The organism is Sodalis sp. dw_96 (genome assembly GCF_018449575.1).
Lineage (GTDB): Bacteria > Pseudomonadota > Gammaproteobacteria > Enterobacterales > Enterobacteriaceae > Acerihabitans.
Window position 1 is genome coordinate 137806 of record NZ_JAAVUT010000002.1, and the last position, 22478, is coordinate 160283.

The 22478-nt window shown below is 57.9% G+C and carries 21 protein-coding genes; 2 read left to right on the forward strand and 19 right to left on the reverse strand.

The genetic code is table 11. The features are described 5' to 3' along the window. Positions 1-14: 14 nt before the first annotated feature. From hisP to pdxB, 14 genes are all read right to left on the reverse strand, one after another. Positions 15-788 carry a histidine ABC transporter ATP-binding protein HisP gene (hisP, locus tag HB631_RS03680; protein WP_213990132.1) on the reverse strand — a complete coding sequence of 258 codons (774 nt, stop codon included), beginning with the start codon at positions 786-788 and terminating at the stop codon, positions 15-17. A gap of 30 nt (positions 789-818) precedes the next feature. Then, positions 819-1526: an ABC transporter permease gene (locus tag HB631_RS03685; protein WP_213989812.1), complete on the reverse strand. Its 708-nt coding sequence runs from the start codon at positions 1524-1526 to the stop codon at positions 819-821. After that, complete coding sequence (locus tag HB631_RS03690) at positions 1523-2209, reverse strand: histidine ABC transporter permease HisQ (RefSeq protein ID WP_213989813.1); 687 nt, start codon at positions 2207-2209, stop codon at positions 1523-1525. The genes HB631_RS03685 and HB631_RS03690 overlap by 4 nt, the downstream gene beginning before the upstream one ends. A gap of 76 nt (positions 2210-2285) precedes the next feature. Beyond that, positions 2286-3068, reverse strand: a complete 783-nt coding sequence (gene argT, locus HB631_RS03695) for a lysine/arginine/ornithine ABC transporter substrate-binding protein ArgT (protein WP_213989814.1) — start codon at positions 3066-3068, stop codon at positions 2286-2288. Between the two features lie 356 nt (positions 3069-3424). Further along, on the reverse strand, positions 3425-3994 hold the full coding sequence (locus HB631_RS03700) for a UbiX family flavin prenyltransferase (protein WP_213989815.1): 570 nt from the start codon (positions 3992-3994) through the stop codon (positions 3425-3427). 156 nt (positions 3995-4150) lie between these two features. Continuing rightward, a complete protein-coding gene (gene purF, locus HB631_RS03705; protein WP_213989816.1) occupies positions 4151-5668 on the reverse strand; it encodes an amidophosphoribosyltransferase in 1518 nt (505 codons plus the stop codon). A gap of 33 nt (positions 5669-5701) precedes the next feature. Then, a complete protein-coding gene (cvpA, locus tag HB631_RS03710) occupies positions 5702-6190 on the reverse strand; it encodes a colicin V production protein (protein WP_132927188.1) in 489 nt (162 codons plus the stop codon). Between the two features lie 189 nt (positions 6191-6379). Beyond that, complete coding sequence (gene dedD, locus HB631_RS03715; protein WP_213989817.1) at positions 6380-7189, reverse strand: cell division protein DedD; 810 nt, start codon at positions 7187-7189, stop codon at positions 6380-6382. Continuing rightward, positions 7179-8456 carry a bifunctional tetrahydrofolate synthase/dihydrofolate synthase gene (gene folC / locus HB631_RS03720; RefSeq protein ID WP_213989818.1) on the reverse strand — a complete coding sequence of 426 codons (1278 nt, stop codon included), beginning with the start codon at positions 8454-8456 and terminating at the stop codon, positions 7179-7181. Before folC ends, dedD begins: the two co-directional genes overlap by 11 nt. A 72-nt stretch (positions 8457-8528) precedes the next feature. Continuing rightward, positions 8529-9452, reverse strand: coding sequence for an acetyl-CoA carboxylase, carboxyltransferase subunit beta (gene accD, locus HB631_RS03725; RefSeq protein ID WP_213989819.1), 924 nt, complete (start codon positions 9450-9452; stop codon positions 8529-8531). A 216-nt stretch (positions 9453-9668) separates the two neighbouring features. Further along, the gene (locus tag HB631_RS03730; RefSeq protein WP_213989820.1) at positions 9669-10322 is read right to left on the reverse strand and encodes a DedA family protein; all 654 of its coding nucleotides are present in this window, start codon (positions 10320-10322) and stop codon (positions 9669-9671) included. A gap of 27 nt (positions 10323-10349) precedes the next feature. Then, positions 10350-11180 carry a tRNA pseudouridine(38-40) synthase TruA gene (gene truA / locus HB631_RS03735; protein ID WP_213989821.1) on the reverse strand — a complete coding sequence of 277 codons (831 nt, stop codon included), beginning with the start codon at positions 11178-11180 and terminating at the stop codon, positions 10350-10352. Beyond that, positions 11180-12190 (reverse strand): aspartate-semialdehyde dehydrogenase, encoded by a 1011-nt coding sequence (locus HB631_RS03740; protein WP_213989822.1) that lies wholly within the window; start codon positions 12188-12190, stop codon positions 11180-11182. Before HB631_RS03740 ends, truA begins: the two co-directional genes overlap by 1 nt. 17 nt (positions 12191-12207) lie before the next feature. Beyond that, the gene (pdxB, locus tag HB631_RS03745) at positions 12208-13341 is read right to left on the reverse strand and encodes a 4-phosphoerythronate dehydrogenase PdxB (RefSeq protein WP_213989823.1); all 1134 of its coding nucleotides are present in this window, start codon (positions 13339-13341) and stop codon (positions 12208-12210) included. Positions 13342-13644: 303 nt separating this feature from the next. Here pdxB and flk point away from each other — a divergent pair, with 303 nt between their 5' ends. Beyond that, positions 13645-14682 carry a flagella biosynthesis regulator Flk gene (flk, locus tag HB631_RS03750; RefSeq protein WP_213989824.1) on the forward strand — a complete coding sequence of 346 codons (1038 nt, stop codon included), beginning with the start codon at positions 13645-13647 and terminating at the stop codon, positions 14680-14682. 194 nt (positions 14683-14876) lie between these two features. Here the strand turns inward: flk and fabB are convergent, their stop codons facing one another. Further along, positions 14877-16088 carry a beta-ketoacyl-ACP synthase I gene (gene fabB / locus HB631_RS03755; protein WP_213989825.1) on the reverse strand — a complete coding sequence of 404 codons (1212 nt, stop codon included), beginning with the start codon at positions 16086-16088 and terminating at the stop codon, positions 14877-14879. A 155-nt stretch (positions 16089-16243) separates the two neighbouring features. Here fabB and mnmC point away from each other — a divergent pair, with 155 nt between their 5' ends. Then, entirely contained in the window at positions 16244-18262 is a 2019-nt protein-coding gene (gene mnmC / locus HB631_RS03760) for a bifunctional tRNA (5-methylaminomethyl-2-thiouridine)(34)-methyltransferase MnmD/FAD-dependent 5-carboxymethylaminomethyl-2-thiouridine(34) oxidoreductase MnmC (RefSeq protein ID WP_213989826.1), read from the forward strand. Positions 18263-18267: 5 nt separating this feature from the next. Here mnmC and HB631_RS03765 read toward each other — a convergent pair whose 3' ends face one another. From HB631_RS03765 to HB631_RS03780, 4 genes are all read right to left on the reverse strand, one after another. Then, positions 18268-20331: a TonB-dependent copper receptor gene (locus HB631_RS03765; RefSeq protein WP_213989827.1), complete on the reverse strand. Its 2064-nt coding sequence runs from the start codon at positions 20329-20331 to the stop codon at positions 18268-18270. Positions 20332-20725: 394 nt separating this feature from the next. Further along, entirely contained in the window at positions 20726-21001 is a 276-nt protein-coding gene (locus tag HB631_RS03770) for a YfcL family protein (protein WP_213989828.1), read from the reverse strand. A gap of 10 nt (positions 21002-21011) precedes the next feature. Continuing rightward, a complete protein-coding gene (locus HB631_RS03775; RefSeq protein ID WP_213989829.1) occupies positions 21012-21587 on the reverse strand; it encodes an elongation factor P hydroxylase in 576 nt (191 codons plus the stop codon). Positions 21588-21601: 14 nt separating this feature from the next. Continuing rightward, positions 21602-22402 carry a sulfite exporter TauE/SafE family protein gene (locus tag HB631_RS03780; protein WP_213989830.1) on the reverse strand — a complete coding sequence of 267 codons (801 nt, stop codon included), beginning with the start codon at positions 22400-22402 and terminating at the stop codon, positions 21602-21604. Between the last annotated feature and the right edge of the window lie 76 nt (positions 22403-22478).

Below are 22478 nucleotides of genomic sequence, written 5' to 3' on the forward strand. Positions count from 1 at the left end.
CTTTGCGACAGGCCTTATTTCAGCGCACCGGAGAGAAACTGCTGCAGGCGCGGGCTTTTGGGATTACCGAACACGTCGGCCGGCGAGCCCTCTTCCTCAATGACCCCCTGATGCAGAAAAATGACGTGATTGGAAACGTGCCGGGCAAATTCCATTTCATGGGTGACCACCACCATGGTCTTACCCTCTTCCGCCAGTTTTTGCATAATGCGCAGAACTTCGCCCACCAATTCGGGGTCGAGCGCCGAAGTCGGTTCGTCAAACAGCAGCACTTCCGGCTCCATCGCCAGCGCGCGTGCAATGGATACCCGCTGCTGCTGCCCGCCGGAGAGATTGATGGGATATTTGGCCCGGGCCCGTTCGTCTATGCCCACTTTATCCAGATATAAAACCGCCCGGTCATGGGCTTCGCGTTTACTCAAGCCCAGCACCTGTACCGGGGCTTCCATGACGTTCTCCAGCACCGTCATATGGCTCCACAGATTGAAATGCTGGAACACCATAGTCAGGCGGGTACGCAGCAGCTGCAGCTGTTTTTTATCAAACACCTTAAGCTGGCCGTCATGGTCGCGGACCATGTGGATATCGACGTTATTGACGCTGATGGACCCTTCGCTGGGCTTTTCAAGGAAATTGATACAGCGTAAAAAAGTGCTTTTACCGGATCCCGAGGAGCCGATAATACTGATGACATCCCCGGCCCGCGCTTCCAGGGAAACCCCTTTGAGGACTTCCTGATCCCCATAGCGCTTGTGTAGTTCCTGAATCAATAATTTAGTGTCTTGCATATCGTTACCCATATTCTGCGCCTTGAGGGATTATTGCGGCTTAACATGCCGCAACCAGCGTTTTTCGGCCTGTTTGAACAACCCGATCAGCACGAAAGAGATCATCAAATATATCACCGCCGCAATACCAAAAGCATAAAACGGCTGGTAAGTCGCCGCATTTATATCCCGGGCGATTTTCAGCACATCGGGCACGGTGGCGGTAAACGCCAGCGCCGTGGAATGCAGCATCAGGATCACTTCGTTGCTATACGCCGGAATGGCGGAACGCAGGGCCGAAGGCAGAATGATACAGCGGTAGAGCTTGAACCAGGTAAAACCATAGGCCCGGGCCGCCTCGATTTCTCCGCTGGGCACCCCGCGAATGAAGCCGGCGAAAATTTCCGTGGTATAGGCACAGGTATTGAGGGTCAGGGCCAGAATGGTACAGTTCAGGCCGCTGCGGAAAAACGCATTGAGGAAATCCGAACCGCGGATAATATCCAGACTGTACATGCCGGAATAGAACACCAGCAGTTGCACATAAAGCGGTGTACCGCGAAAGATATAGGTAAACAGCCAGACCGGAAATCGCAGCCACGGCAGAGGCGACACCCGCGCCACCGCCATAAAAACCGCCAGGATACCCCCCATGACCACAGAGGAAATCAATAACCACAGGGTAATGGCCAGACCGGTAAAACGGTAGCCGTCGCTCCATAATAATGCATGGCCGTACTGTTGAAGGATCTCAATCATAATTCGGCCTTTTTAACACCGAGAGAATAGCGGCGCGTCAGCCATAACAAAACCCCGTTGGACAACGTGGTAAATATCAAATACACCACACCGGCCACTACCGCGAAATAAAACGGATGAAAGGTGCCTTTACCGGCCAGTTGGGTGGTTTTCACCACGTCTTCCAGGCCCAGCAGGGACACCAGGGCGGTGGCCTTGAGAATAACCTGCCAGTTATTGCCGATACCGGGCAAGGCAAAACGCATCATGGCGGGAAACATGACGCGGCGAAAAATTTGTTGACTGGACATGCCGAAGGCGGTAGCCGCTTCGATTTGTCCTCTCGGCACCGCCATAAAGGCGCCGCGAAAGGTTTCGGTGAAATACGCGCCGTAAATGAAACCCAGGGTAATGATACCCGCCGACATCGGATCGATATCGATTTGATCCATTCCCAGGGACTCGGTAACGCTGTTCAGGGCGATTTGCAAACCGTAAAAAATCAGCAGCATCAACACCAGATCGGGCACGCCGCGAATAAGCGTGGTGTAGCCTTCAAAGATACCCGCCAGCACACGGCTTTGGGAAAGTTTTGCCCCTGCGCCAATCAGGCCGATAACCACCGAGAGCAATACGGAACTCACCGCCAGTTCAAGAGTAACCAGGGCACCGTTAAATATAAGTTGTGCGTAGCCATAAAGCATCGATCATATCCTGTCCTGGCGGAGGATAAAAACATGTATGCCCGCAACGCTGGCGGGCATACACCGAATGACAGGATTAACCGCCGTACACGTCGAAATCGAAATATTTCTTGGCAAACTTCTCGTAGGTGCCGTCTTTGCGCATATCGGCAAAGGCTTTGTTCAACGCAGCTTTCAGATCGGTTTCATCTTTACGTAAGCCCATACCGGTACCCACGCCGAAGAATTTATCGTCTTTCACTGACGGACCGGCAAATACATAGCCTTTGCCGGCAGGCTGTTTCAGGAAGCCTTCGCTGGCGGCCACTTCATCCTGGAACGCCACGTCGATACGGCCGGCGGCGAGGTCGGCGTAAATCAGATCCTGGTTCGCATAGGCCACCACATCGATACCCTTTGGCTGCCAATTGGCGTTGGCATAGGCTTCCTGGGTAGAACCCTGCAGAACGCCCACACGTTTACCCTTCAGGGAATCCAGGGTCGGCGTGATATTGGTTCCGGCTTTGGCAATCAGGCGCGCGTCGGCGGCATACAGCTTATCGGTAAAATCAATTTCCTGCTGGCGCTTTTCGGTAATGGAAAGAGAAGAGATGATGGCGTCGATTTTTTTAGCTTTTAAGGAGGGGATCAAGGCATCAAAATCACTTTCCACAAAGGTACACTTGGTTTTGATACGCTTACAAAGTTCTTTCGCCAAATCGATATCGAAACCCACCAGTTGGCCGCTGGAATCTTTTGATTCGAACGGGGCATAGGTGGGATCGGTGCCGATCTTGATGCTTTTTGGTACCGCCGCGAAAACGCTCCCCGCGCAAGCCATAGTCAATATTAGGGGAAGAACTTTAACCAGCTTATTCATACAATACCCTCGGAATTATTTTAGTTAGGTAGACCCTATGATGTTTTGAGGCCTTTTCAGCCTTTTCCGGCTTTTACGGCTATTTCATTTGCACTTTCCGTGCCATTTTAATCATTAGCGGAAGCACCCACGGCCGGGGTGCATAAAGTTACCCTCACGTCACCTTTTCCACCGTATCCAAACCGGGAGCGGCGCAAGCCGTTTCCCCGCTGCTTGAAAAGATGCCGCGCTTTGCACCATGATTATACACAGCATGATCATTATTGGTGCAATGTTATAAGAACGCGCCATCAGGCAGCGTCCCTGATGGAAAATGAGTCTTTAAAATGGAACTGGCAGCCTGCCGGCACGCTCCTTCAGGAACCTTTCCAGCGTTCGAACAGATCCTGCGGAAGCTCAATGTCAAATTGATCCAGCACCCGGTTAACCGTTTGATCGATAATGTCCTGCAGCGTCGAGGGGCGATGATAAAACGCCGGCACCGGCGGCATGATAACCGCCCCCATCTCGGCCGCGGCGGTCATTAAGCGCAGGTGACCCACATGCAGAGGGGTTTCGCGGACACAAAGCACCAGGGTGCGGCGCTCTTTCAACACCACGTCCGCCGCCCGGGACAATAGTCCGTCGGTGTAGCTGTTGACAATGGCGGACAGGGTTTTCATCGAACAGGGGAGCACCGCCATGCCGGCGGTTTTGAACGAGCCGGAGCTGATATTGGCGGCGATATCGCGGCTGTCGTGCACTTCGTCCGCCAGCGCCTGCAGATCCCGTACGCTATAATCGGTTTCCAGCGCCAAGGTCTGGCGAGCGGCGTTGCTCAGGACCAGATGGGTCTCGACCCCCTCCACCGATTTCAATACCTGTAATAGCCGTACGCCATAGATAGCCCCGCTGGCCCCGGTAAGGCCCACAATCAGTCGTTTCATTTCGTCATCCCGGAAACTATCCCCATGGCGTATGCCCTGAATAAAAAACACCCGGCGCGCGTAACCGCCCGGGTGCGTGAATTTTTGCACTTCCCTGTGGCACGCTATGCCGCGGGGAAGTGCAGTCGTTAAGTCAATGCACCGGGAAGGTGTGTCTCAACCTTCGTTATACATTTCCAGATTTTCCACTTCATTTTGCATCCGTACCGCTTGGGCGTCATCGTTACGCAAGGATTCCAAATAGTCCAGATAACGCTGATCCACGTCCTTGGTGACGTAAATACCGTTGAACACCGAGGATTCAAACTGCGCAATGTCCGGATTATCCTCGCGCACCGCCTGCTCCAGGTCGCTTAAATCCTGGAATATCAGCGCATCGGCGCCAATCAATGTGCGGATTTCATCCACCTCGCGGCCATGGGCAATCAGCTCGGTGGCGCTCGGCATATCGATGCCGTAGACATTGGGGAAACGGATTTCCGGCGCGGCGGAGGCCAGATAGACGTGACGGGCGCCGGCCTCGCGCGCCATTTCGACGATTTGCTCGGAGGTGGTGCCCCGGACGATGGAGTCATCCACCAGCAGCACATTTTTATCACGGAACTCGGCGCGGTTGGCGTTGAGTTTACGGCGCACCGACTTGCGGCGAACCTGCTGGCCCGGCATGATAAACGTCCGGCCGACATAGCGGTTTTTTACAAACCCCTGCCGATAGGGCAGATTCAGGATGCGGGCGATTTCCAGGGCGATATCGCAGGAGGTTTCCGGAATCGGAATCACCACGTCAATGTCCAGATCTTCCCATTCGCGGGCAATTTTTTCGCCCAATTTCTGTCCCATGCGCACCCGGGCGCTGTAGACGGAAATTTTATCGATAAAGGAATCCGGCCGGGCAAAGTAGACGTATTCGAACAAGCAGGGATGGTTTTGCGGATTTTCAGCGCATTGCCGGGTAAACAACTGGCCTTTTTCGGTGATGTACACCGCTTCGCCCGGCGCCACGTCGCGCAGGAACTCAAAACCCAGGGTATCCAGCGCCACGCTTTCCGACGCCACCATGTATTCGTTGCGTCCGTCCGCCAGGGTACGTTTACCGATGACCAGCGGACGTATGCCGTTGGGATCGCGGAACGCCACCAGCCCGTGGCCGATGATCATGCCCACCACGGCATAGGCGCCGCGGATCTGCTGATGGGTCGCGGCCACGGCGGCAAAGATATTGTCCGCTTCCAGATGATAATCCGGGAAGCGGTCCAACTCGCTGGCAAAGATGTTGAGCAGGATTTCCGAATCGGACGTGGTGTTGATGTGACGACGCCCTTTATCGAATAATTTTGTGCGCAGCTCATGGGCATTGGTCAGGTTGCCGTTATGAGCCAGGGTAATACCGAACGGGGAATTGACATAAAAGGGCTGGGCTTCGGAAGCGCTGGAACTGCCGGCGGTGGGATAACGGACATGACCGATGCCCATGTTACCTTGCAGCCGTTGCATATGGCGGGCTTCAAATACGTCTTTCACCAGGCCATTGGCTTTGCGCAACCTAAAACAGTTCAATGCATCGATGGTGACGATGCCCGCGGCGTCCTGCCCACGATGCTGAAGCACCGTTAACGCGTCATAAATCGACTGGTTGACCGGCATAAAACCGGCGATACCGACAATACCGCACATGTTGTCATTTCCTCATCAGCGTTACCGGAGCGATTAATGCTTCGGTAAAAAACTCGACGTGCTTGCCAGATAGTCAAAGAACCATCTGATGATACCGCTGAATTGCGGTATCAACTCCGACTGATGCCAGTCCGCGCTTTGGGCAAAGCCGGTGAAGGTGTCCAGAAAGAACAAGATCGCCGCGACGATCAATATGCCCCTGAGCGCGCCGAAACACACCCCCAACACGCGGTCGGTGCCGGATAAACCGGTCCGTTCCACCAAAGAGCCAATCACGTAATTGACGATTGCCCCGACGATCAGAGTCGCCACGAACAACAAGGCAATCGCGATACCGTTGCGAACAAGTTGGTCTTCAAAGCGGGTAAAATAGACTGCGAGATATACATAATAGTGGCTGGCGACAAAAAAAGCACATCCCCAGGTTATTAACGACAACGCTTCACGTATAAACCCGCGAATCAGACTTACCAAGGCTGAGAAAGCAATGATGCCGATGATGACATAATCAACCCAAGTCATGCGTACATTCCATGATTATCCGCCCCGACAACTGGTTCGCGGCGAATTCTATCAGAAAAAGAAAACGTTTGCGCACCGGAATTCCGTCCTCTCGTCAAATAAATAACGGCGATTAAAAAAAACCATCCGCCGCAAGAAGATAGAGCGAAACGGGGGAAAACCCGGCGTTTCGCTCCGCCCCTTTGGCGGTTAATGCACCTGATAGGCACGCAGTTGTCCAGACAGGCCGCTTAGCTGATTCATTTCCGGCAGCGCGGACTGCAGCTTATCCTTTGAGGCGTCCGGTCCGACAAAAATCCGGGTAATCTGGCCCGCTACCGGCTGAGACGGCACGGTGTAGACCCGATAACCCGACAACCTGAGCTTGGCGGCGATTTCAGTCACCTTGGCGGCATTTTTTAATGCCCCCAGTTGCACCACCCAGGCCTGGCCTTTCGGCGGCTGCTCGGCGGTTTGCTGCGTGTCGGGCTTCGGCGCCGGCGCGGCGGGTTTCGGTGCCGCGGCCATGGTCTTGGGCGCCGTCTCTTCCGTCGGCTTGTTTTCTTTTCTGGTCAATGCCGGTTTCGCTTCCGGCGTCATTTCCGCCATTGACGCCGGCGATTTGCCTTCCGGTTTAACCGCTGTTTTGGCGGTTGACGGGCGAACAGGCGGTTTCACCTGCTGGCGCGGGGCGGGCGGATTAGGCCTCGGAGACACGATGGTGGGCTGTTCGGGGACATCCGGAACCGGCGCCGCCGACTGCGATTCGCTTTCAGGGGCGTTATTGGCCTGCTTCACGGCTGCCCCCGCGCCTTCCGGAGGCTGGCTGGGCAACGCCTGGTTAGCCTGCGGCGACACTTCGGTTTCATCGGTGTCCCCCGGTTTAGGCACCAGGGGAATAGCGGCGAACTCGTCCTGGTAATGCTTCTTTTTGCCGTCCAGCAAGCCGGGCAACACAATCACCCCCAGCGCGACAATGATGATGGTTCCCACCAGACGGTTTTGAAATTTACTCGCCACGTTGTTTCTCCGCGTTAACCATCGCCAGGACCGGCGCCACGGTATGAAACGAGCCGAATACCAGCACACAATCCCGGGAATCAGCATCCAGCAGCGCCTGGCGCCAGGCGGCGGCCACGTCGTCGAAACGGCGGGCCCGCTCCAGACAGGACGCAACCTGAGCCGCGTCGGCGCCGCGCGGCCCTTCAAGGCTGGCGCAGTACCATTCGTCCACCTGTCCGCGCAGGCAGTCCAGGGTAGCGGGAATATCCTTGTCGGCCAGCATCCCCACCACCGCCCGCACTTTACCCGCCACCGCCAGCTGCGCCAGCTGCGCCAGCTGCGTGGAAAGATAGGCGGCGGCATGGGGATTATGCGCCACATCGAGGATACGTAAAGGATGCTGTCCGATAATCTGAAAGCGGCCCGGCAGGGACGCTGACTCAAGCCCCCGGCGGATGGCCGCTTCGTCCGTTTTGAGAGACGAGCGCCGCAGGGCGGCCAGGGCGGTGGCGGCGTTGGCCAGCGGGATAGCCGGCAGCGGCAGACCGGTAAACGACCCTTCGTCGTCCCGCCAGTTCCAGCCGGCCCCATCCCGTTCATACCACCAGTCACGGTCACGGCAGAACAGCTTCGCCCCTACCGCTTGCCCGTGCAGATCGATGGAAGCCGGGCGATCGGGCTCGCCGATAACCGCCGGTTTGCCGCCGCGCAGGATGCCCGCCTTTTCCCGGCCGATACTTTCGCGATCGGGTCCCAGCAATTCAGTGTGGTCGAGCCCGATGCTGGTTATCACCGACACGTCGGCATCGATGATATTGGTGGCGTCCAGGCGTCCCCCCAGACCGACCTCAAGGATAACCACATCCAGCCGTGCCTGTTTAAACAGCCACAGCGCCGCCAGGGTGCCGAATTCGAAATAGCTGAGGGAGATATCGCCACGACCGGACTCAATGGCCGCCATGGCCTCGCTATGCCGCGCTTCGGGCAATTCCTCACCCCGAATGCGCACTCGCTCGGTATAACGCAGCATATGGGGCGAGCTGTAGACGCCGACGCTATAACCCGCGGCCTGCAAAATCGTTTCCAGCAGACGGCAGGTGGTGCCTTTGCCGTTAGTGCCCGCCACGGTGAAAACCCGCGGCGCGGGCTGCAGCAATTGCAGGCGGGCGGCCACCGCCCCTACCCGTTCCAGGCCCAGGTCGATGGTTTTTGCATGCAGGCGCTCAAGATAATAAAGCCACGCCTCCAATGGCGACGTGGCTTGAGGAGTAAGAAGCTTTTCCATACGTCCCGTTCATTGACTGTACTGATTCACTAAAAAGCCCCGGACCGCTTGCAGCGGGGGGTTTAGTCTCGGCTATGCCCCGTCCTGATGCTCCTCGGGAATGAATTCCTGTCGCGGCTCCGGCATCAAATGGGTGGCTTCGGGCTGGGGCCGGTGGGTAAACTTGGCCAACAGGCCTGCCAGCTTCAGACGCAGCTCCGGCCGGCGCACGATCATATCGATAGCCCCTTTTTCCAGCAGGAACTCGCTGCGCTGGAAACCGGCCGGTAATTTTTCCCGTACCGTTTGCTCAATCACCCGCGGTCCGGCGAAGCCGATTAGCGCTTTCGGTTCGGCGACATTCAAATCTCCCAGCATAGCCAGGCTGGCGGAGACGCCGCCCATGGTGGGGTCGGTCATCACGGATATATAGGGTAAGCGTCTGGCCCGCAGTTTTGCCAGTGCGGCACTGGTTTTCGCCATTTGCATCAGGGACAGCAGGGCTTCCTGCATACGGGCGCCGCCGCTGGCGGAGAAACAGACCAGCGGACATTCGTCTTCCAGCGCCTGCTCCACCGCCCGGACAAACCTCGCGCCCACCACCGACGACATGGAACCGCCGATAAAGGCGAATTCAAATGACGCGACCACCACCGGCATGCCGTACAACATCCCTTTCATGACCACCATGGCGTCTTTTTCATTAGTGGCTTTCTGGGCCGCCGCCAGGCGATCCTTGTATTTTTTCGAATCTTTGAACTTGAGAATGTCCCGCGGCTCGAGCTCGCTGCCCAGCTCAACTTCGCTGCCTTTATCCAGGAAGGAGAGCAAACGCGCGCGCGCGGTCATACGCATATGGTGATCGCATTTGGGACAAACCTCCAGGTTGCGCTCAAGCTCCGCACGATACAAAACCTGGCCGCAACTATCGCATTTCGTCCAGACACCTTCAGGGATATTCGCCCTGCGCGCCGGGGTGACAGTGCTCTTATTGAGAATTCGTTCAATCCAGCTCATCGATAACCTTTCTGTTTGAACCTGGCAAGCGCCAGTCCGCTGTTCATATTCATACTAAGACCACCGCGCGGTCGTAACATTCGCCGCGCGCTTTCTCAGGGGAAAGAGAATGGTCTTTGAAAATGTTGCCCATTAAACCATAACCGCCAACCAGTTGGGATAGAAAACTCTGCCCGATGCGCATAATTCACGCTTAACGCAGCGGTATAAAGCGCATTATCCTCGGCCGGCGGCCCGGCGATGCCGCCAGACTTCAATCACGCCCGGCAGCACGGACAGCACGATAATGGCCACAATCAGTAAATTCAGATTGCTCTGAACCACCGGCAAATCGCCGAACAGGTAGCCGGCATAGGTGAAAAGGGCTACCCATAACACGCCGCCGGTGATGTTGAACAGGGCAAAATGGCGATATGACATATGTCCCATCCCCGCCACAAACGGCGCGAAGGTGCGGACAATGGGCACAAAACGGGCCAGGATGATGGTTTTGCCGCCGTGGCGGGCATAGAACTCATGGGTCTTATCCAGATAGCTGCGGCGGAAAACCCTGGAGTCGGGACGACTGAACAGCTTCTCGCCGAACAGCCGTCCGATGGTATAGTTCACCGCGTCCCCCAGCACCGCCGCGCATGCCAGTAAAAACGCCATCAGATGCACATCCAGGCTATTGGACGGCAATGCCGCCAGCGCGCCGGCGACGAACAACAATGAGTCTCCCGGTAAAAAAGGCGTCACCACCAGGCCGGTCTCGCAAAACAGAATCAAAAACAGAATGGCATAAACCCAGATACCGTACTGCGCCACCAATTGCGCCAAATGAACGTCAATATGCAGAACAAAATCAACAACAAAATGGATAAATTCCATATAACCATCCCCGGAAGCGCAAGAAATTCAATAAAGGTTACTCCGCCAAAACAGCGGTCCCAAGGCCGGCACGGGCAAGTCAAAGCCTACCGGATAATCCACCGCCACCAAATATAAACCTTCCGCTTTGGCGGTGGCCGCCGCCAGGGTTCGATCGCGGGCCGCCAGCAGCTGTTCCATCCAGTTTTCCTCCTGGCGCCCGCAGCCCACTTCCAGCAGGCTGCCTACAATATTACGAACCATGTGATGAACAAAGGCATTTGCTTTGATATCCACCACCACATACGCGCCCTGACGGGTGACCGTCAAATGTTTTACATTGCGCCAGGGGGTGCGTGACTGGCACTGCATGGCGCGAAACGACGTGAAATCATGTTCGCCCAGCAGGCAGCGCCCCGCCCGCTCCATTTTTTGGGCATCCAGCTGATGATAAAAATGCGTCACCCCGCGGGATAAAATGGCCGGGCGATAAGGGTGATTATAGATAATATAGCGGTAACGGCGTGCCGTGGCGCTAAAACGCGCGTGAAAATCCGCCGTCACGCCGGTCGCCCAGCGCACCGCCACATCCGCCGGCAAATTGGCGTTCACCCCCAGGGTCCAGGCGGCGTCCTCGCGCCGGGCGCGGGTTTCAAAATGCACTACCTGACCGGTAGCGTGCACCCCGGCATCGGTGCGCCCGGCGCAAAAGACCGTCACCGGCTCGTCCGCCACCTTGGACAGGGCCTGTTCCAGGCAAGCCTGGACGCTGACCACCTCCTGCTGTCGTTGCCAACCGTAAAAACGGCTGCCGTCGTACTCAATCCCCAGCGCGATTTTCATCGGCGCCGGAGCAAACCCGGATACCGCCTGCGACATTAATTCAAATACTCCGTCACCAAAAGCTCGGCGGTGAGCAACGCCATCAGCGCGCCGCCGAAGCGAACATTATCCGCCACCGACCAGAATTGCAGCAAATCCGGCATGCCATAGTCATTGCGCAGACAGCCGATACTCAGCCGCACCTGTCCCGACGCATCCTCCACCTGGGTGGGGTAATCCTGCTCTTCGCTCACGCTCAGATGTTCGACGTTGTCCAGCAGGGAGCGAGCTTCCCCCGCGCCCATGGGACGCTCGGTTTCCATATGCACGATTTGCGCATGGCCGTAAAACACCGGGGCCTGGACCGTGCCCACCGAGATAGGCAACCCTTCGTCCAGCCATATCTTGCGGACCTCGTCCACCAGGCGACGCTCGGTTTGCACGCTGCCTCCTTCATCCGGCAACAGCGGCAACAGATTAAAGGCCAACTGCCGGCTGAAAAATCCCGATTCGGTAGGCAGCCCGTTCAGTAACCTCGCGCTCTGGCCCGCAAGGGCATCCACCGCCGCCTTGCCCTGGCCGGATACCGACAGCAGATTCACCACGTTCAGGCGCGTTAACCCGGATTGTTCGGTCAAGGGTTTGATGGCCAGCAACAGCTGACTGGTTAAACTGTCCGCCACCGCCACCAGATTGCGGTTGCGATAATCCGCCAGCACCTGGTCGTTCACGCCGGGCACCACCAGCGGCACGTCCGGTTCAAGAGCATACAATCCGCTGCTGTCGATAACCAGGCAGCCCGCCATCGCGGCCTGATCGGCATAACTTGCGCTGGCGGCGCTGCCGGCGATAAAAAACGCCAGCTGCGCCTGCGACCAGTCGAACAGCGCGGCATCGCTCACCAGGTAGCTTTTGCCGTCATAACGCAGCGTCTCGCCGGCGCTCCGTTCACTGGACAATAAATAGAGTTCCCCTACCGGAAACTGCCGTTCCTGCAATAGTTCCAACAGCGCCGTACCCACAGCGCCCGTCGCGCCCAGTAGGGCGATATTCCAGCCGTCAGACATGATGTTCTCCAGAAAGGTTAAGAATCCGCGGGGACGGCGCTAAATCCGAGATCCCGCAACAGCCCGACCACCGCGGGGTCATCGCTTTCCACCCGCAGCGACGACCACTCGCGGCGTTCCTGATACTGGCGGCGCTGCCGATCGAATTCCCCCGGCACCGCCGCTCCCCGCCGCAGCGGCGCATCATCGCGGCGCACATCATACACCAGATGCGCCAGCCGCCTTAGCATCCCTTCATCCAAAGGGCCCTGTATCCGCACCCGCTCCACCGCCGGGGCCGGCAGCAGTTGATCCAGGGGAGCGAGCAGCGGCGTGCCGAGAAAACGGCTGTAGGCCTCATAGACCTGGGTGGTACCGCGCGCTTTACCCTCCAGCGAATAGCCGGCGATATGCGGCGTGCCGATATCCACCCTGCCGAGCAACGGCAGCGACAGCGCCGGTTCCGGCTCCCAGACATCCAGAATGACGCTCAGCTTCTTGCCCCGTTCCAGCGCGGTTAACAAGGCGGCATTATCCACCACGCCGCCGCGGCAGGCGTTAATCAGTATGCGTCCGTCCGGCAGGGCCGCCAGCAGGGAGTCGTCCACCTGATGCCAGGTTTGATAGGGGCCGGTGCGGGTTAGCGGCGTGTGAAAGGTCAGCACATCCGCCTGCGCCACCAGTTTTTCCAGCGGGTAAAACGGCCCGGCGTCGCCGCGGGCGGCAAGGGGGGGATCGCATAGCAGGGTCCGGATGCCTAAAGATTGCAAACGCCGGTTCAACCGGCCGCCGACATTGCCCGCCCCGATAATGCCGATGGTTTTATCCGCCAGGGCAAATCCATCCCGCTCGGCCAGCCACAGCAGCGAGGAAAAAACGTACTCCACCACCGCCACCGCGTTGCAGCCCGGCGCCGCCGAGAAACCGATGCCGGCGTCGGCAAGCCACTGCTCATCCACATGATCGGTGCCCGCGGTGGCGGTACCGACAAATTTCACCCCACTGCCCTGCAGCAAGCCGGCGTTCACCGGCGTGACGGAGCGTACCATCAGCGCATCGGCCCCCCGCAGCGTATCGGCGGCGATGTGACGCCCGGCAACCGGCAGCACCTCCCCTAACCTGCTGAACAGCGCTTGGGCGTATGGCATGTTTTCGTCCACCAGGATTTTCACATCGGGCTCCGTCAGCCATTAACAGACTGTCATTGAATTTAAAAAGGAGAATATTCTGCCACCGAAAGCCATGGAAACCCAACGCTAACATGCAATATTTCAGCACAACCTGTTGCCGTCCGGGATGAATCAACCCCGTATTTTTGCCATACCGCCCCCATTAAGAGCAGAAAATGCCTTCCTGACGCTTGCTGCTACCCTATAATTGTGCGACTTGTTATTATTCGCCGCACGAATTTCGGACGCCCGCCGATATGACCGGGTTGAATGGCAGCAACCCTCTGTTAAGAAAGGATGAGTCATATGCAACCTGTACAAGGTCCCGGCAACCCGGCGCCGGGCGATCCGCCCCAGGGTCGGACGGGTGCTCCCCCTCACGTTGTGCGGGACAATGACAGCCCGCTCAGCACAGCGCAACGAACCGCCCTTGAGCGGCTGATTGTCAAAATCATGGCGTTGAGCGGCAGCAAATCCCCCGAAATCTGGGCCGCGTTGCGCCATCAGCTTGATATCCCCGGCGAGGGGGAGTTGACCTCGGGTCAATTCCAGCCTGCGGAACTGTTGCTGCAAGGCCGGCTCGATCAGGCGCAGCAAACCCTTGCCGGACGGCAATTGATGCAGCAATTAACCGACCTGCTGCCCCAAGGCAATAACCGCCAGGCGGTGAGCGATTATATACGGCGGGAATTCGGCCATACCGTATTGAGCCAGCTGGACGCCGAACAGCTGCAGCAGGTCGTGGAGCTGTTGCAGCAGGGGCGGCTGGATATTCCCCAGCCGCAACAGGCCGCCATCTCCGATCGGACCCTGTTGCCCGCCGAGCATAATACCCTGAATCAGCAGGTGGTACGGCTGGCGGCGGTCACCGGCGAATCGCCGGCGGATATCTGGCAAAGCCTGATGACCATGATGGGGCTGAAGTCCGGCGATCCCATTCCGGCTCGCCATTTTCCCCTGCTGATGCAGTTTGTTCAGGGTCATGTGACGTTGTCGCAACAAGCCTCGCCCACCCTGGCGACGGTGCAGGCCACCTTGAAACAGCCCACCAGCAGCGACGAACAGCAGGCCATCGAAGCCTATTGCCTGCTGCATTTCAACGCCACCGCCCAAAGCGTGCTAAGTCCCGCCCAGGTCAGCGCGGTGATGCAGTTCCTGTTTATCTACCGCCTGTCACGTACCCAAAGTCAGCATCAAACCTCCGACCTACGACTTTTGCAACCGGTGATGAATCCTCTGATTGTCACCGAACCCAGGGAACATACCGTGGGTATCGCCAAAAGCCGCTGGGCGGTGGTGCTGGCGCTGCTGGCGGTATTGGTGCTGGTGTGGCTGCTGGTTTAGCGCCAGACTGAGTTAATGATATTGGTATAGCGGGTGTTGAATTGGCGCCGAGCCCTGTCCGTTACGGGTGCTGATAGGCTGTCGACTCAGCGCCGGGTGGGTTAATGGGCTGTCGCGAACGCAGTTAAAGAACCACCTTCGGCCGGTGACGGTATCCAGGTGGTTCAGGCTTGATGCCGGGGAAATGCCGGCGGTTAGAGTAGCTTGCGCATCACCAGCGTGGCGTTGGTACCGCCAAAACCAAAGCTATTGGTCATCACGGTGGTCAAGGGCCGTTCAGTGGGTTCGGTGATAAGATTCATGCCTTCCGCCTGAGGGTCCAGTTCCTCGATATTAATGCTCGGGGCAATAAAATTATGCTCCAGCATCAGCAGGGTAAAAATGGTTTCATGTACCCCGGCGGCACCCAGCGAGTGTCCGGTCATGGCTTTGGTGGATGAAAAAGCCGGCTGGCTGCTGCCGAAGGTTTCGCGAATCGCCCACAGCTCTTTCACATCACCCACCGGCGTAGAGGTGCCGTGAACGTTCAGGTAATCAATGGGCGTATCGACATTTTTCAGCGCCATCTTCATACAGCGAATCGCCCCTTCCCCTGACGGCGCCACCATATCGGCCCCATCGGAATTCGCGCCATACCCGATAACCTCGGCATAGATATGCGCACCGCGGGCCAGCGCGTGCTCCAGTTCTTCCACCACCACGATACCGCCGCCGCCGGCAATGACAAAACCGTCGCGGTTGACGTCATAGGTGCGTGAGGCTTTGGCGGGGGTCTCATTATAACGGGTGGACAGAGCGCCCATGGCGTCAAATTCGCAGGCCATTTCCCAGCACAGCTCTTCACCGCCGCCGGCAAAAACCACATCCTGCTTATCCAGCTGGATCATTTCCACCGCGTTACCGATACAGTGGGCGGAAGTGGAGCAGGCGGAACTGATGGAATAGTTAACGCCGCGGATCTTGAACGGCGTCGCCAGGCAGGCGGAAACCCCGGATCCCATGGCCTTGGTGACCATATAGGGGCCGACGCCGCGCAGGCCGCGGGCGCGCATTCCGTCCGAACCGGCTACCTGATTACGCGGCGAACCGCCGCCGGAGCCGACGATAAGGCCGGTACGATCGTTGGAAACGTCTTCGGGACTCAGTCCGGAGTCTTTGATTGCCTGTTCCATGGAGAGATAAGCGTAAATTGAAGCATCACTCATAAAGCGCGCAATTTTTCGATCGATCAGCCCGGTTGTATCGAGTTTGATATTGCCCCAGACATGGCTACGCATGCCCGAATCCTTCAACTCCTGGGAGAAAGTGATTCCGGAGCGGCCTTGTTGCAGGGAAGACAAAACTTCCGTCTGGTCGTTCCCGATACTCGATAAAATTCCCAGGCCGGTAATCACCGCACGTTTCATTTAATACCTCTTGTATTTATATATGAGATTCTGTGACGCACTTTAGCTTACAGTTGTACGCTGAACAAGTCCGATCAGACGAACTTTGCAAAATTTGCGCCCCGAAGCACACCTGGTTAGAATCGCTTCACACCCAGATAAATGAGGCTATTGCCTTGAATCGCGTCCCTATCGGCCATGCGGTACTTGATTGGAATGAACAGGGTACACCTGTATCCCGACAATTTGATGACGTTTACTTTTCCAATGAGGACGGGCTGGAAGAAACCCGTTATGTTTTTCTGCGAAACAACGGCCTGCCCGCCCGTTTCCTTCAGCATCCCCGGTCGTCGTTTATCGTGGCGGAGACCGGGTTCGGCACCGGTCTGAATTTTCTGGCCTTATGGCAGGCGTTCCGTCGGTTCCGTCAGGATAATCAGGGCGAAGTCCTGCGGCACCTGCATTACATCAGCTTCGAGCAATTTCCCCTGCAGGTTCCCGATCTGGTGCTGTCCCTGGAGCGCTGGCCGGAATTGGCCGCTTACGCCGCGCAGCTATATGAATTCTGGCCGCCGGCCATCGCCGGCTGCCACCGGCTGATCCTGGACGACGGCGCGGTCACCCTGGACCTGTGGTTTGGGGATGTGAACAACGTGCTGCCGGAGTTGGACGATAGCCTCGACGGTCAAGTGGACGCCTGGTTTCTTGATGGTTTCGCGCCGGCGAAAAACCCCGCCATGTGGAGCAACAGGCTTTTTCAGTCCATGGCGCGCCTGGCCCGGCCCGGGGGAACATTCGCCACCTTTACCGCCGCCGGATTTGTGCGCCGGGGATTGCAGCAGGCGGGGTTCAAGGTCGACAAGCCGCCGGGCTTTGGTCAAAAACGGGAAATGCTGGTGGGGCAACTTGATGTCCCCGCCCCGCGGATCGTCGGCACCCCTTGGTATCACCGGCAAAGCCCGGGTTACCCCCAAGAAGTGGCGATTATCGGCGGCGGTATTGCCGGCGCGCTTTGCGCGGTGGCTTTGCAACGGCGCGGGGCGCGGGTCACCCTCTATTGTGCCGATGACGCCCCGGCCCGGGGGGCCTCCGGTAATCGCCAGGGCGCATTGTATCCCTTGCTCAATAGTGAAGACCCGGCTCTGACGCAATTTTTCGCCGCCGCGTTCCCTTTCGCCTGCCGCAGTTACCGGGACTTTGCCCGCAGGGGCATCCGATTCGAACATCAATGGTGCGGCGTGACGCAATTGGCCTATGACGCGCGCAGCGCGCGCAAAATCGGTGAAATCCTGGCGCTGGGCTTGCCGGAAGCCCTGGTGCGCGGCGTGGAGAGCCATGAGGTGGAACAACTGGCCGGACTGGCGGCGGGCACCGGCGGCGCCACTTATCCCCTGGGGGGCTGGCTGAATCCGGCGCAGCTGATAGCCGGTATATTGGAACAGGGACAGCGATGCGGTATGAGCATCCATTACGGTCATTCAGTGGAACGACTGGAGCCCATCGTCGCCGGGTGGCAACTGCGGTTCGCCCATGGCGCCATCGCCGATCATGCCGTGGTGGTGCTGGCCAACGGCCATCATATGCTGCAATGGCCGGTCACCCGTTCCCTGCCCCTCACCAGCGTGCGCGGACAGGTGAGCCATATCCCCGCCGTCCCCGGGCTGGCGGCCCTGAAACAGGTGCTCTGTTATGACGGCTACCTGACGCCCGCCAGCCCCGGCCACCAGACCCACAGTCTGGGCGCCAGCGCGGTATGGCATGATGAAAGCACCGACTTCAGCCCCGCCGAGCAGCAGCGGAATCATGACCGGTTGGTAGCCTGCCTGCCCCATCAATCCTGGACCGACAGTGTGGATATCCATCATCGGCAGGCCCGTTGCAGCGTCCGTTGCAGCGCGCGGGATCATATGCCCATGGTGGGCAATGTGCCCGATCACGATGCCACCCTGGCCCATTACCGCTATCTGCCCCGGTTGCTGGAGTGCGGCGGCGCCATCTCGCCTGCGCCACACCACGCCAATCTATTTATGCTGGGTGCTCTGGGCTCCCGGGGTTTATGCTCGGCGCCGCTGGCGGCTGAGATCCTGGCGGCGCAAATCTTCGGCGAGCCGCTTCCCGTCAGCCGTGAGCTCGCGGCGGCCGTAAGCCCCAATCGTTTCTGGATGAGAAAGCTGTTAAAAGGACAGGAGATTTGAGCGGCTCAAAAAGAGACGTTCAGTTTAGCCCACACCGTTCGGCCCGGTTCATTCACCGGCTCATTGGCGGAATAGCCAAAACCGCTGTTCCCCGCCAGGTTCAGGTGCTCGCTGTAGCGTTTATTGAAGATATTATCGATGCCGCTGCTTATCTTCACCTGTTTGGTCAGCTTAAACGCGACGTTGGCCGACAGCACGCCGAAACCCGCGCCGGCATCATAGTCTTTCCCCACCACGTTGCCTTCGTTCAACGCTATCCGGTGCTGGCTGCCGACAACGCGCCATAACCCGGCAGCGCTCCAATGCTCCCTTTCATACACCAGCCCGAACCGCGCCTCCAGGGGCGGTATCTGCGGCAACGGCCGGCCGTCACGGCTATTTTTACCCCACGAGTAAGCCAGGGCGGCATCGGTTTTCCACCGTTCGGTTATCTGATATTCCATCCCCAGCTCGCCGCCCATGATGACCGCATCGGTATTATCGGCCTGGCTGCGGTTGGCGTTTTTCGGATCGTATTTGATCAGGATAAAATCATTGACCCGGCCCAGGTAAGCCGAGATCCAGCCATTGTATTTTTCGCCAATATAGTGGGCGCCCACATCGATTTGGCTGGTCTTTTCACTTTTAAGGGTGTTGAAAGGATTGCCGCCGCCGGGCCCGTATGAGGGAGAAAACAGCTCCCAATAGTCAGGAAAGCGCTCGGTATAACCCAATCCGGCATACAACATGAACGGCAGCGCGGCGGGCCTGTGCTCGTAACGGACAAACCCGGCGGTAGCGACGGCCGAACGGGATTGCTCGCCGCCATAACCGAATTTTTCTCCCCGATGTTGATCCAGACGCACCCCGCCGATATAGCGGCTCGGCCCGCCGGCAAACCATGTCAGTTCACCGAACAGGCCGTAATCGGCAAAATGGGCGTCTTTAACCCAGGTCCCGTTGGTTTTGCCGCGATGGCTATCGGCCTGCATACCCACACCGGATTGCAGCTTCAGGTCCTGCCATAACCAGTCGGTCGTGACCCGGCCCCCGGCGGTGCGCCGATCCAGGTTCTTGCGTTTGGCGGCATTCATCCCATGCTGCGTTGGCTTGCAGCAGCAGCCCGGCTGTTTGCCGGGGGTACGCAGGGTGGTATTGTCCATGACATGGTTGGCATAGCCGTAGTAGAGCTGCGCTTCCACTTTATCCAGCACCTGACCAATCCCCTGTTTTTCGAAACGGACGCCGAGGCGTTCGTGCTTGAACTGCGAACCGTCCATGCCCCGACCGGCATAACTGGCCTCGCCGTCGCTTTTTCCACCGCTGACCTCCACCAGCGTGTCGACGCCCGGCGTCCAGCCCAGCGCCACGTCGCCGCTCCATTTATTCCAGCGGGACGGGATGCGCCGGGATGCGCCGTCCCGATAATCCCCGGCCCGTGATTGTGTGCCGATAAGCTGCACATATCCCTGTTCGTTACCCAGGCGGGCATCGATATTTTTATCGAGACGCCGATGGGACCCCGCCAACAGGCCGGCATCGGCAGCGGCGCCCCCGTTAGCGAAGTGGGGACGAATGCGTTCGAAACGCACGACGCCCGCCGAGGCTCCGGGACCCCATAACACGGTCTGCGGACCTTTTACCAGGGTCAGCAGGTCAAAGCTTTCCGGCGAGATATAGGCGGTAGGCGCATCCATGCGGCCGGGACAGGCGCCGAGAACTTCCGCCCCGGAGGCCAGAATCTTCAAGCGCGAACCGAACATGCCGCGAAAAACCGGATCGCCGTTGGTTCCGCCGTTGCGGACCTGGGAAAATCCCGGAATGGTTTTCAGGTAGTCGGCGCCATCGCTTGCCGGCACCGGCTGTCGCGGTGTTCTGGGAGAAGTGACCACCGTCAGCGGCGATCCCCGGGGAGCGGTGACGGTGATAACATCCGCATCTTCGATTTTTCGCCGTGGATCCTCACTCTCTTCCAGCGGCAGGGATTGCGCGGCGACGCTATTAAAGGCCGCCAGTGTGAAAATCGGCACCAGACGTGCAAAACCGCGATATCCGGGCAGGCTTTTAGGGGGAGAGAATTTGATAGACATCAACCTTCCTTATAATTAAGCATCCATTGACCGCCGATCGATCCCGGGCCGAAGAGATCATGATCATCCGGGGAGAAGAGCTGGTTCGCTTGGCAAAAACTCCTTTCCGGTCGTTTTTTTTGGCGGGAACACCGCCTGGGCAACGTTGCCGCAGCTGCGGTCAGGCTTAAGAAGGCGAATCACGGGGCAAGAGATCGGGGAAGATGAAATCGAGCGGCAACAATGTCTATGTCATTGCCCCCCGGCCAGGCCGATCGCGGCCCAACCGGAGAGAATCTGAATCATCCACACCGCCGGCCTGCAAACCTGTGACCACAGGGTAGGGATTTTACGTGATTAATAGCGCTGTCGGGGCGGATAATTCAGTTTCGTTTACCTTTGGTAAGAGGTCAATTCAGATTTTCGCGCGCTCATACAGCTTGTGCCACATACCCAATACCAGAACCTGATCCGGCGGCGACAGCTCACCGTTGCCGATGGCTTTATTAATACCGCCCTGAACCCGTTCATGCAGGGCCTCAAGGGTATGCTCATCGTTCTCCTCGGCTTCGGCCACCGCCAGCGTCAGGTGGCCGCGCAGATAGCCGCCGGCAAACAATTCGTCATCACTGGCATGTTCCACCATGTCGTCAATTAACGCCAGGATACGCGCTTCAAAATCTGCGATCATCAAATGTCCTCTATTGATTATTCCGCGCCGAAACCGCCGCGAGATCGGCGGGATGGCGAAACAGCGCCGGCGTTAACGGCGCTGTTTGGTAAAATGACTGCAATGCCCCGATAAAACGGGCCGCCCGTTGAGGGATACCGCGGGATAAATAGTCCATAACCTTGCCGTGCACCTGGCCCTGAAAAGCCATGCGGTCCGGTTCACAATTTCCACTGAGATTATCGCAGCTGACATTGAAGGGAAAGCCCGCCGCGACACAAAACAGCCATTCCAGCGCCTGCGGTTTGATTTCCACCTGCTCGAATTGCCGCTGGGTCGGCGCGTCCCGCCCGTCGGGACAATACCAATAGCCGAAATCAACCTGCAGACGGCGGGACGCTCCGGCCACACACCAATGGGCGATTTCATGTAATGCGCTGGCATAATAACCATGGGCGAACACAATACGATGATAAGGAATCAGTTCATCAGCCGGCAGGTAGATCGGCTCCTCATCCCCCTTGACCAACCGGGTATTGAGGCTGTCGGCGAAACATCGATGGAATATCTCGATTAACTGCTGATAATGATGGGTTTCGGTTCGCATAATTTCTTTGTATTTTACCAATGGGAGGTGAGCCACAACGTGATATCGGCGCCATGGCTGTCATAGAGAAGTTTTATGCTCATCAACAGCGAGACCACCACAATCATCGGACGAATCAATTTTTGCCCTTTGGTCAATACCATGCGGGCGCCCAGCCGGGCTCCGATTATCTGGCCGGCCAGCATGACAAATCCTACGCTCCACACCAGTTTACCCGCAACTATAAACAGGATCAGACCGCCGAGGTTGGAGGTAAAATTCAGTACCTTGGCATGGGCGGTGGATTTGGCCAGATTAAAACCGCACAGCGTTACATAGGCCAGGGCATAAAACGAGCCGGCGCCGGGGCCGAAAAATCCGTCGTAAAATCCCACTCCGCAACCGGCCGCCAGGGCGAACGGCCAGGGGGATAAGCGACGCTGCCTATCCTCCTCGCCGATACGCGGCATCAGCAGGAAATACAGGCCGATGCCGATGACCAGCAGCGGGAGGACCTGACGCAGCAAACCAGCCTGCAGATGCTGAATCAGGATAGCGCCGGTCATGGAGCCGATAAACGTCATGGCGATGGTGAGTTTTTGCCCGCCGAGATCCACCGCCCGTCGGCGAATAAAGTAGAGGCTGGCGGAAAAAGAGCCGCCCACCGATTGAAGTTTGTTGGTGCCCAGCGCTTGAGCAGGCGGTAATCCCGCCGCCAGCAGCACCGGCACGGTAATCAAACCGCCGCCGCCGGCAATGGAATCAATAAACCCGGCAAAGATTGCCACGCCGAACAGCAGTAGCAATACCGGGGGTGAAACCGCTAACCAATCCATGTTTTATCCGTGACTATTTTGACTGGCCGTGCCCGGCCGCCCATCCGCCTACTGTTTACATAAAGCTGCGCAGGTC

Coding starts and splice junctions, on each gene's coding strand:
- hisP (WP_213990132.1), bottom strand. CDS start 788: ATGCAAGACACTAAATTATTGATTCAGGAACTACACAAGCGCTATGGG.
- HB631_RS03685 (WP_213989812.1), bottom strand. CDS start 1,526: ATGATTGAGATCCTTCAACAGTACGGCCATGCATTATTATGGAGCGAC.
- HB631_RS03690 (WP_213989813.1), bottom strand. CDS start 2,209: ATGCTTTATGGCTACGCACAACTTATATTTAACGGTGCCCTGGTTACT.
- argT (WP_213989814.1), bottom strand. CDS start 3,068: ATGAATAAGCTGGTTAAAGTTCTTCCCCTAATATTGACTATGGCTTGC.
- HB631_RS03700 (WP_213989815.1), bottom strand. CDS start 3,994: ATGAAACGACTGATTGTGGGCCTTACCGGGGCCAGCGGGGCTATCTAT.
- purF (WP_213989816.1), bottom strand. CDS start 5,668: ATGTGCGGTATTGTCGGTATCGCCGGTTTTATGCCGGTCAACCAGTCG.
- cvpA (WP_132927188.1), bottom strand. CDS start 6,190: ATGACTTGGGTTGATTATGTCATCATCGGCATCATTGCTTTCTCAGCC.
- folC (WP_213989818.1), bottom strand. CDS start 8,456: ATGGAAAAGCTTCTTACTCCTCAAGCCACGTCGCCATTGGAGGCGTGG.
- accD (WP_213989819.1), bottom strand. CDS start 9,452: ATGAGCTGGATTGAACGAATTCTCAATAAGAGCACTGTCACCCCGGCG.
- HB631_RS03730 (WP_213989820.1), bottom strand. CDS start 10,322: ATGGAATTTATCCATTTTGTTGTTGATTTTGTTCTGCATATTGACGTT.
- truA (WP_213989821.1), bottom strand. CDS start 11,180: ATGTCGCAGGCGGTATCCGGGTTTGCTCCGGCGCCGATGAAAATCGCG.
- HB631_RS03740 (WP_213989822.1), bottom strand. CDS start 12,190: ATGTCTGACGGCTGGAATATCGCCCTACTGGGCGCGACGGGCGCTGTG.
- flk (WP_213989824.1), top strand. CDS start 13,645: ATGCAACCTGTACAAGGTCCCGGCAACCCGGCGCCGGGCGATCCGCCC.
- fabB (WP_213989825.1), bottom strand. CDS start 16,088: ATGAAACGTGCGGTGATTACCGGCCTGGGAATTTTATCGAGTATCGGG.
- HB631_RS03765 (WP_213989827.1), bottom strand. CDS start 20,331: ATGTCTATCAAATTCTCTCCCCCTAAAAGCCTGCCCGGATATCGCGGT.
- HB631_RS03770 (WP_213989828.1), bottom strand. CDS start 21,001: ATGATCGCAGATTTTGAAGCGCGTATCCTGGCGTTAATTGACGACATG.
- HB631_RS03775 (WP_213989829.1), bottom strand. CDS start 21,587: ATGCGAACCGAAACCCATCATTATCAGCAGTTAATCGAGATATTCCAT.
- HB631_RS03780 (WP_213989830.1), bottom strand. CDS start 22,402: ATGGATTGGTTAGCGGTTTCACCCCCGGTATTGCTACTGCTGTTCGGC.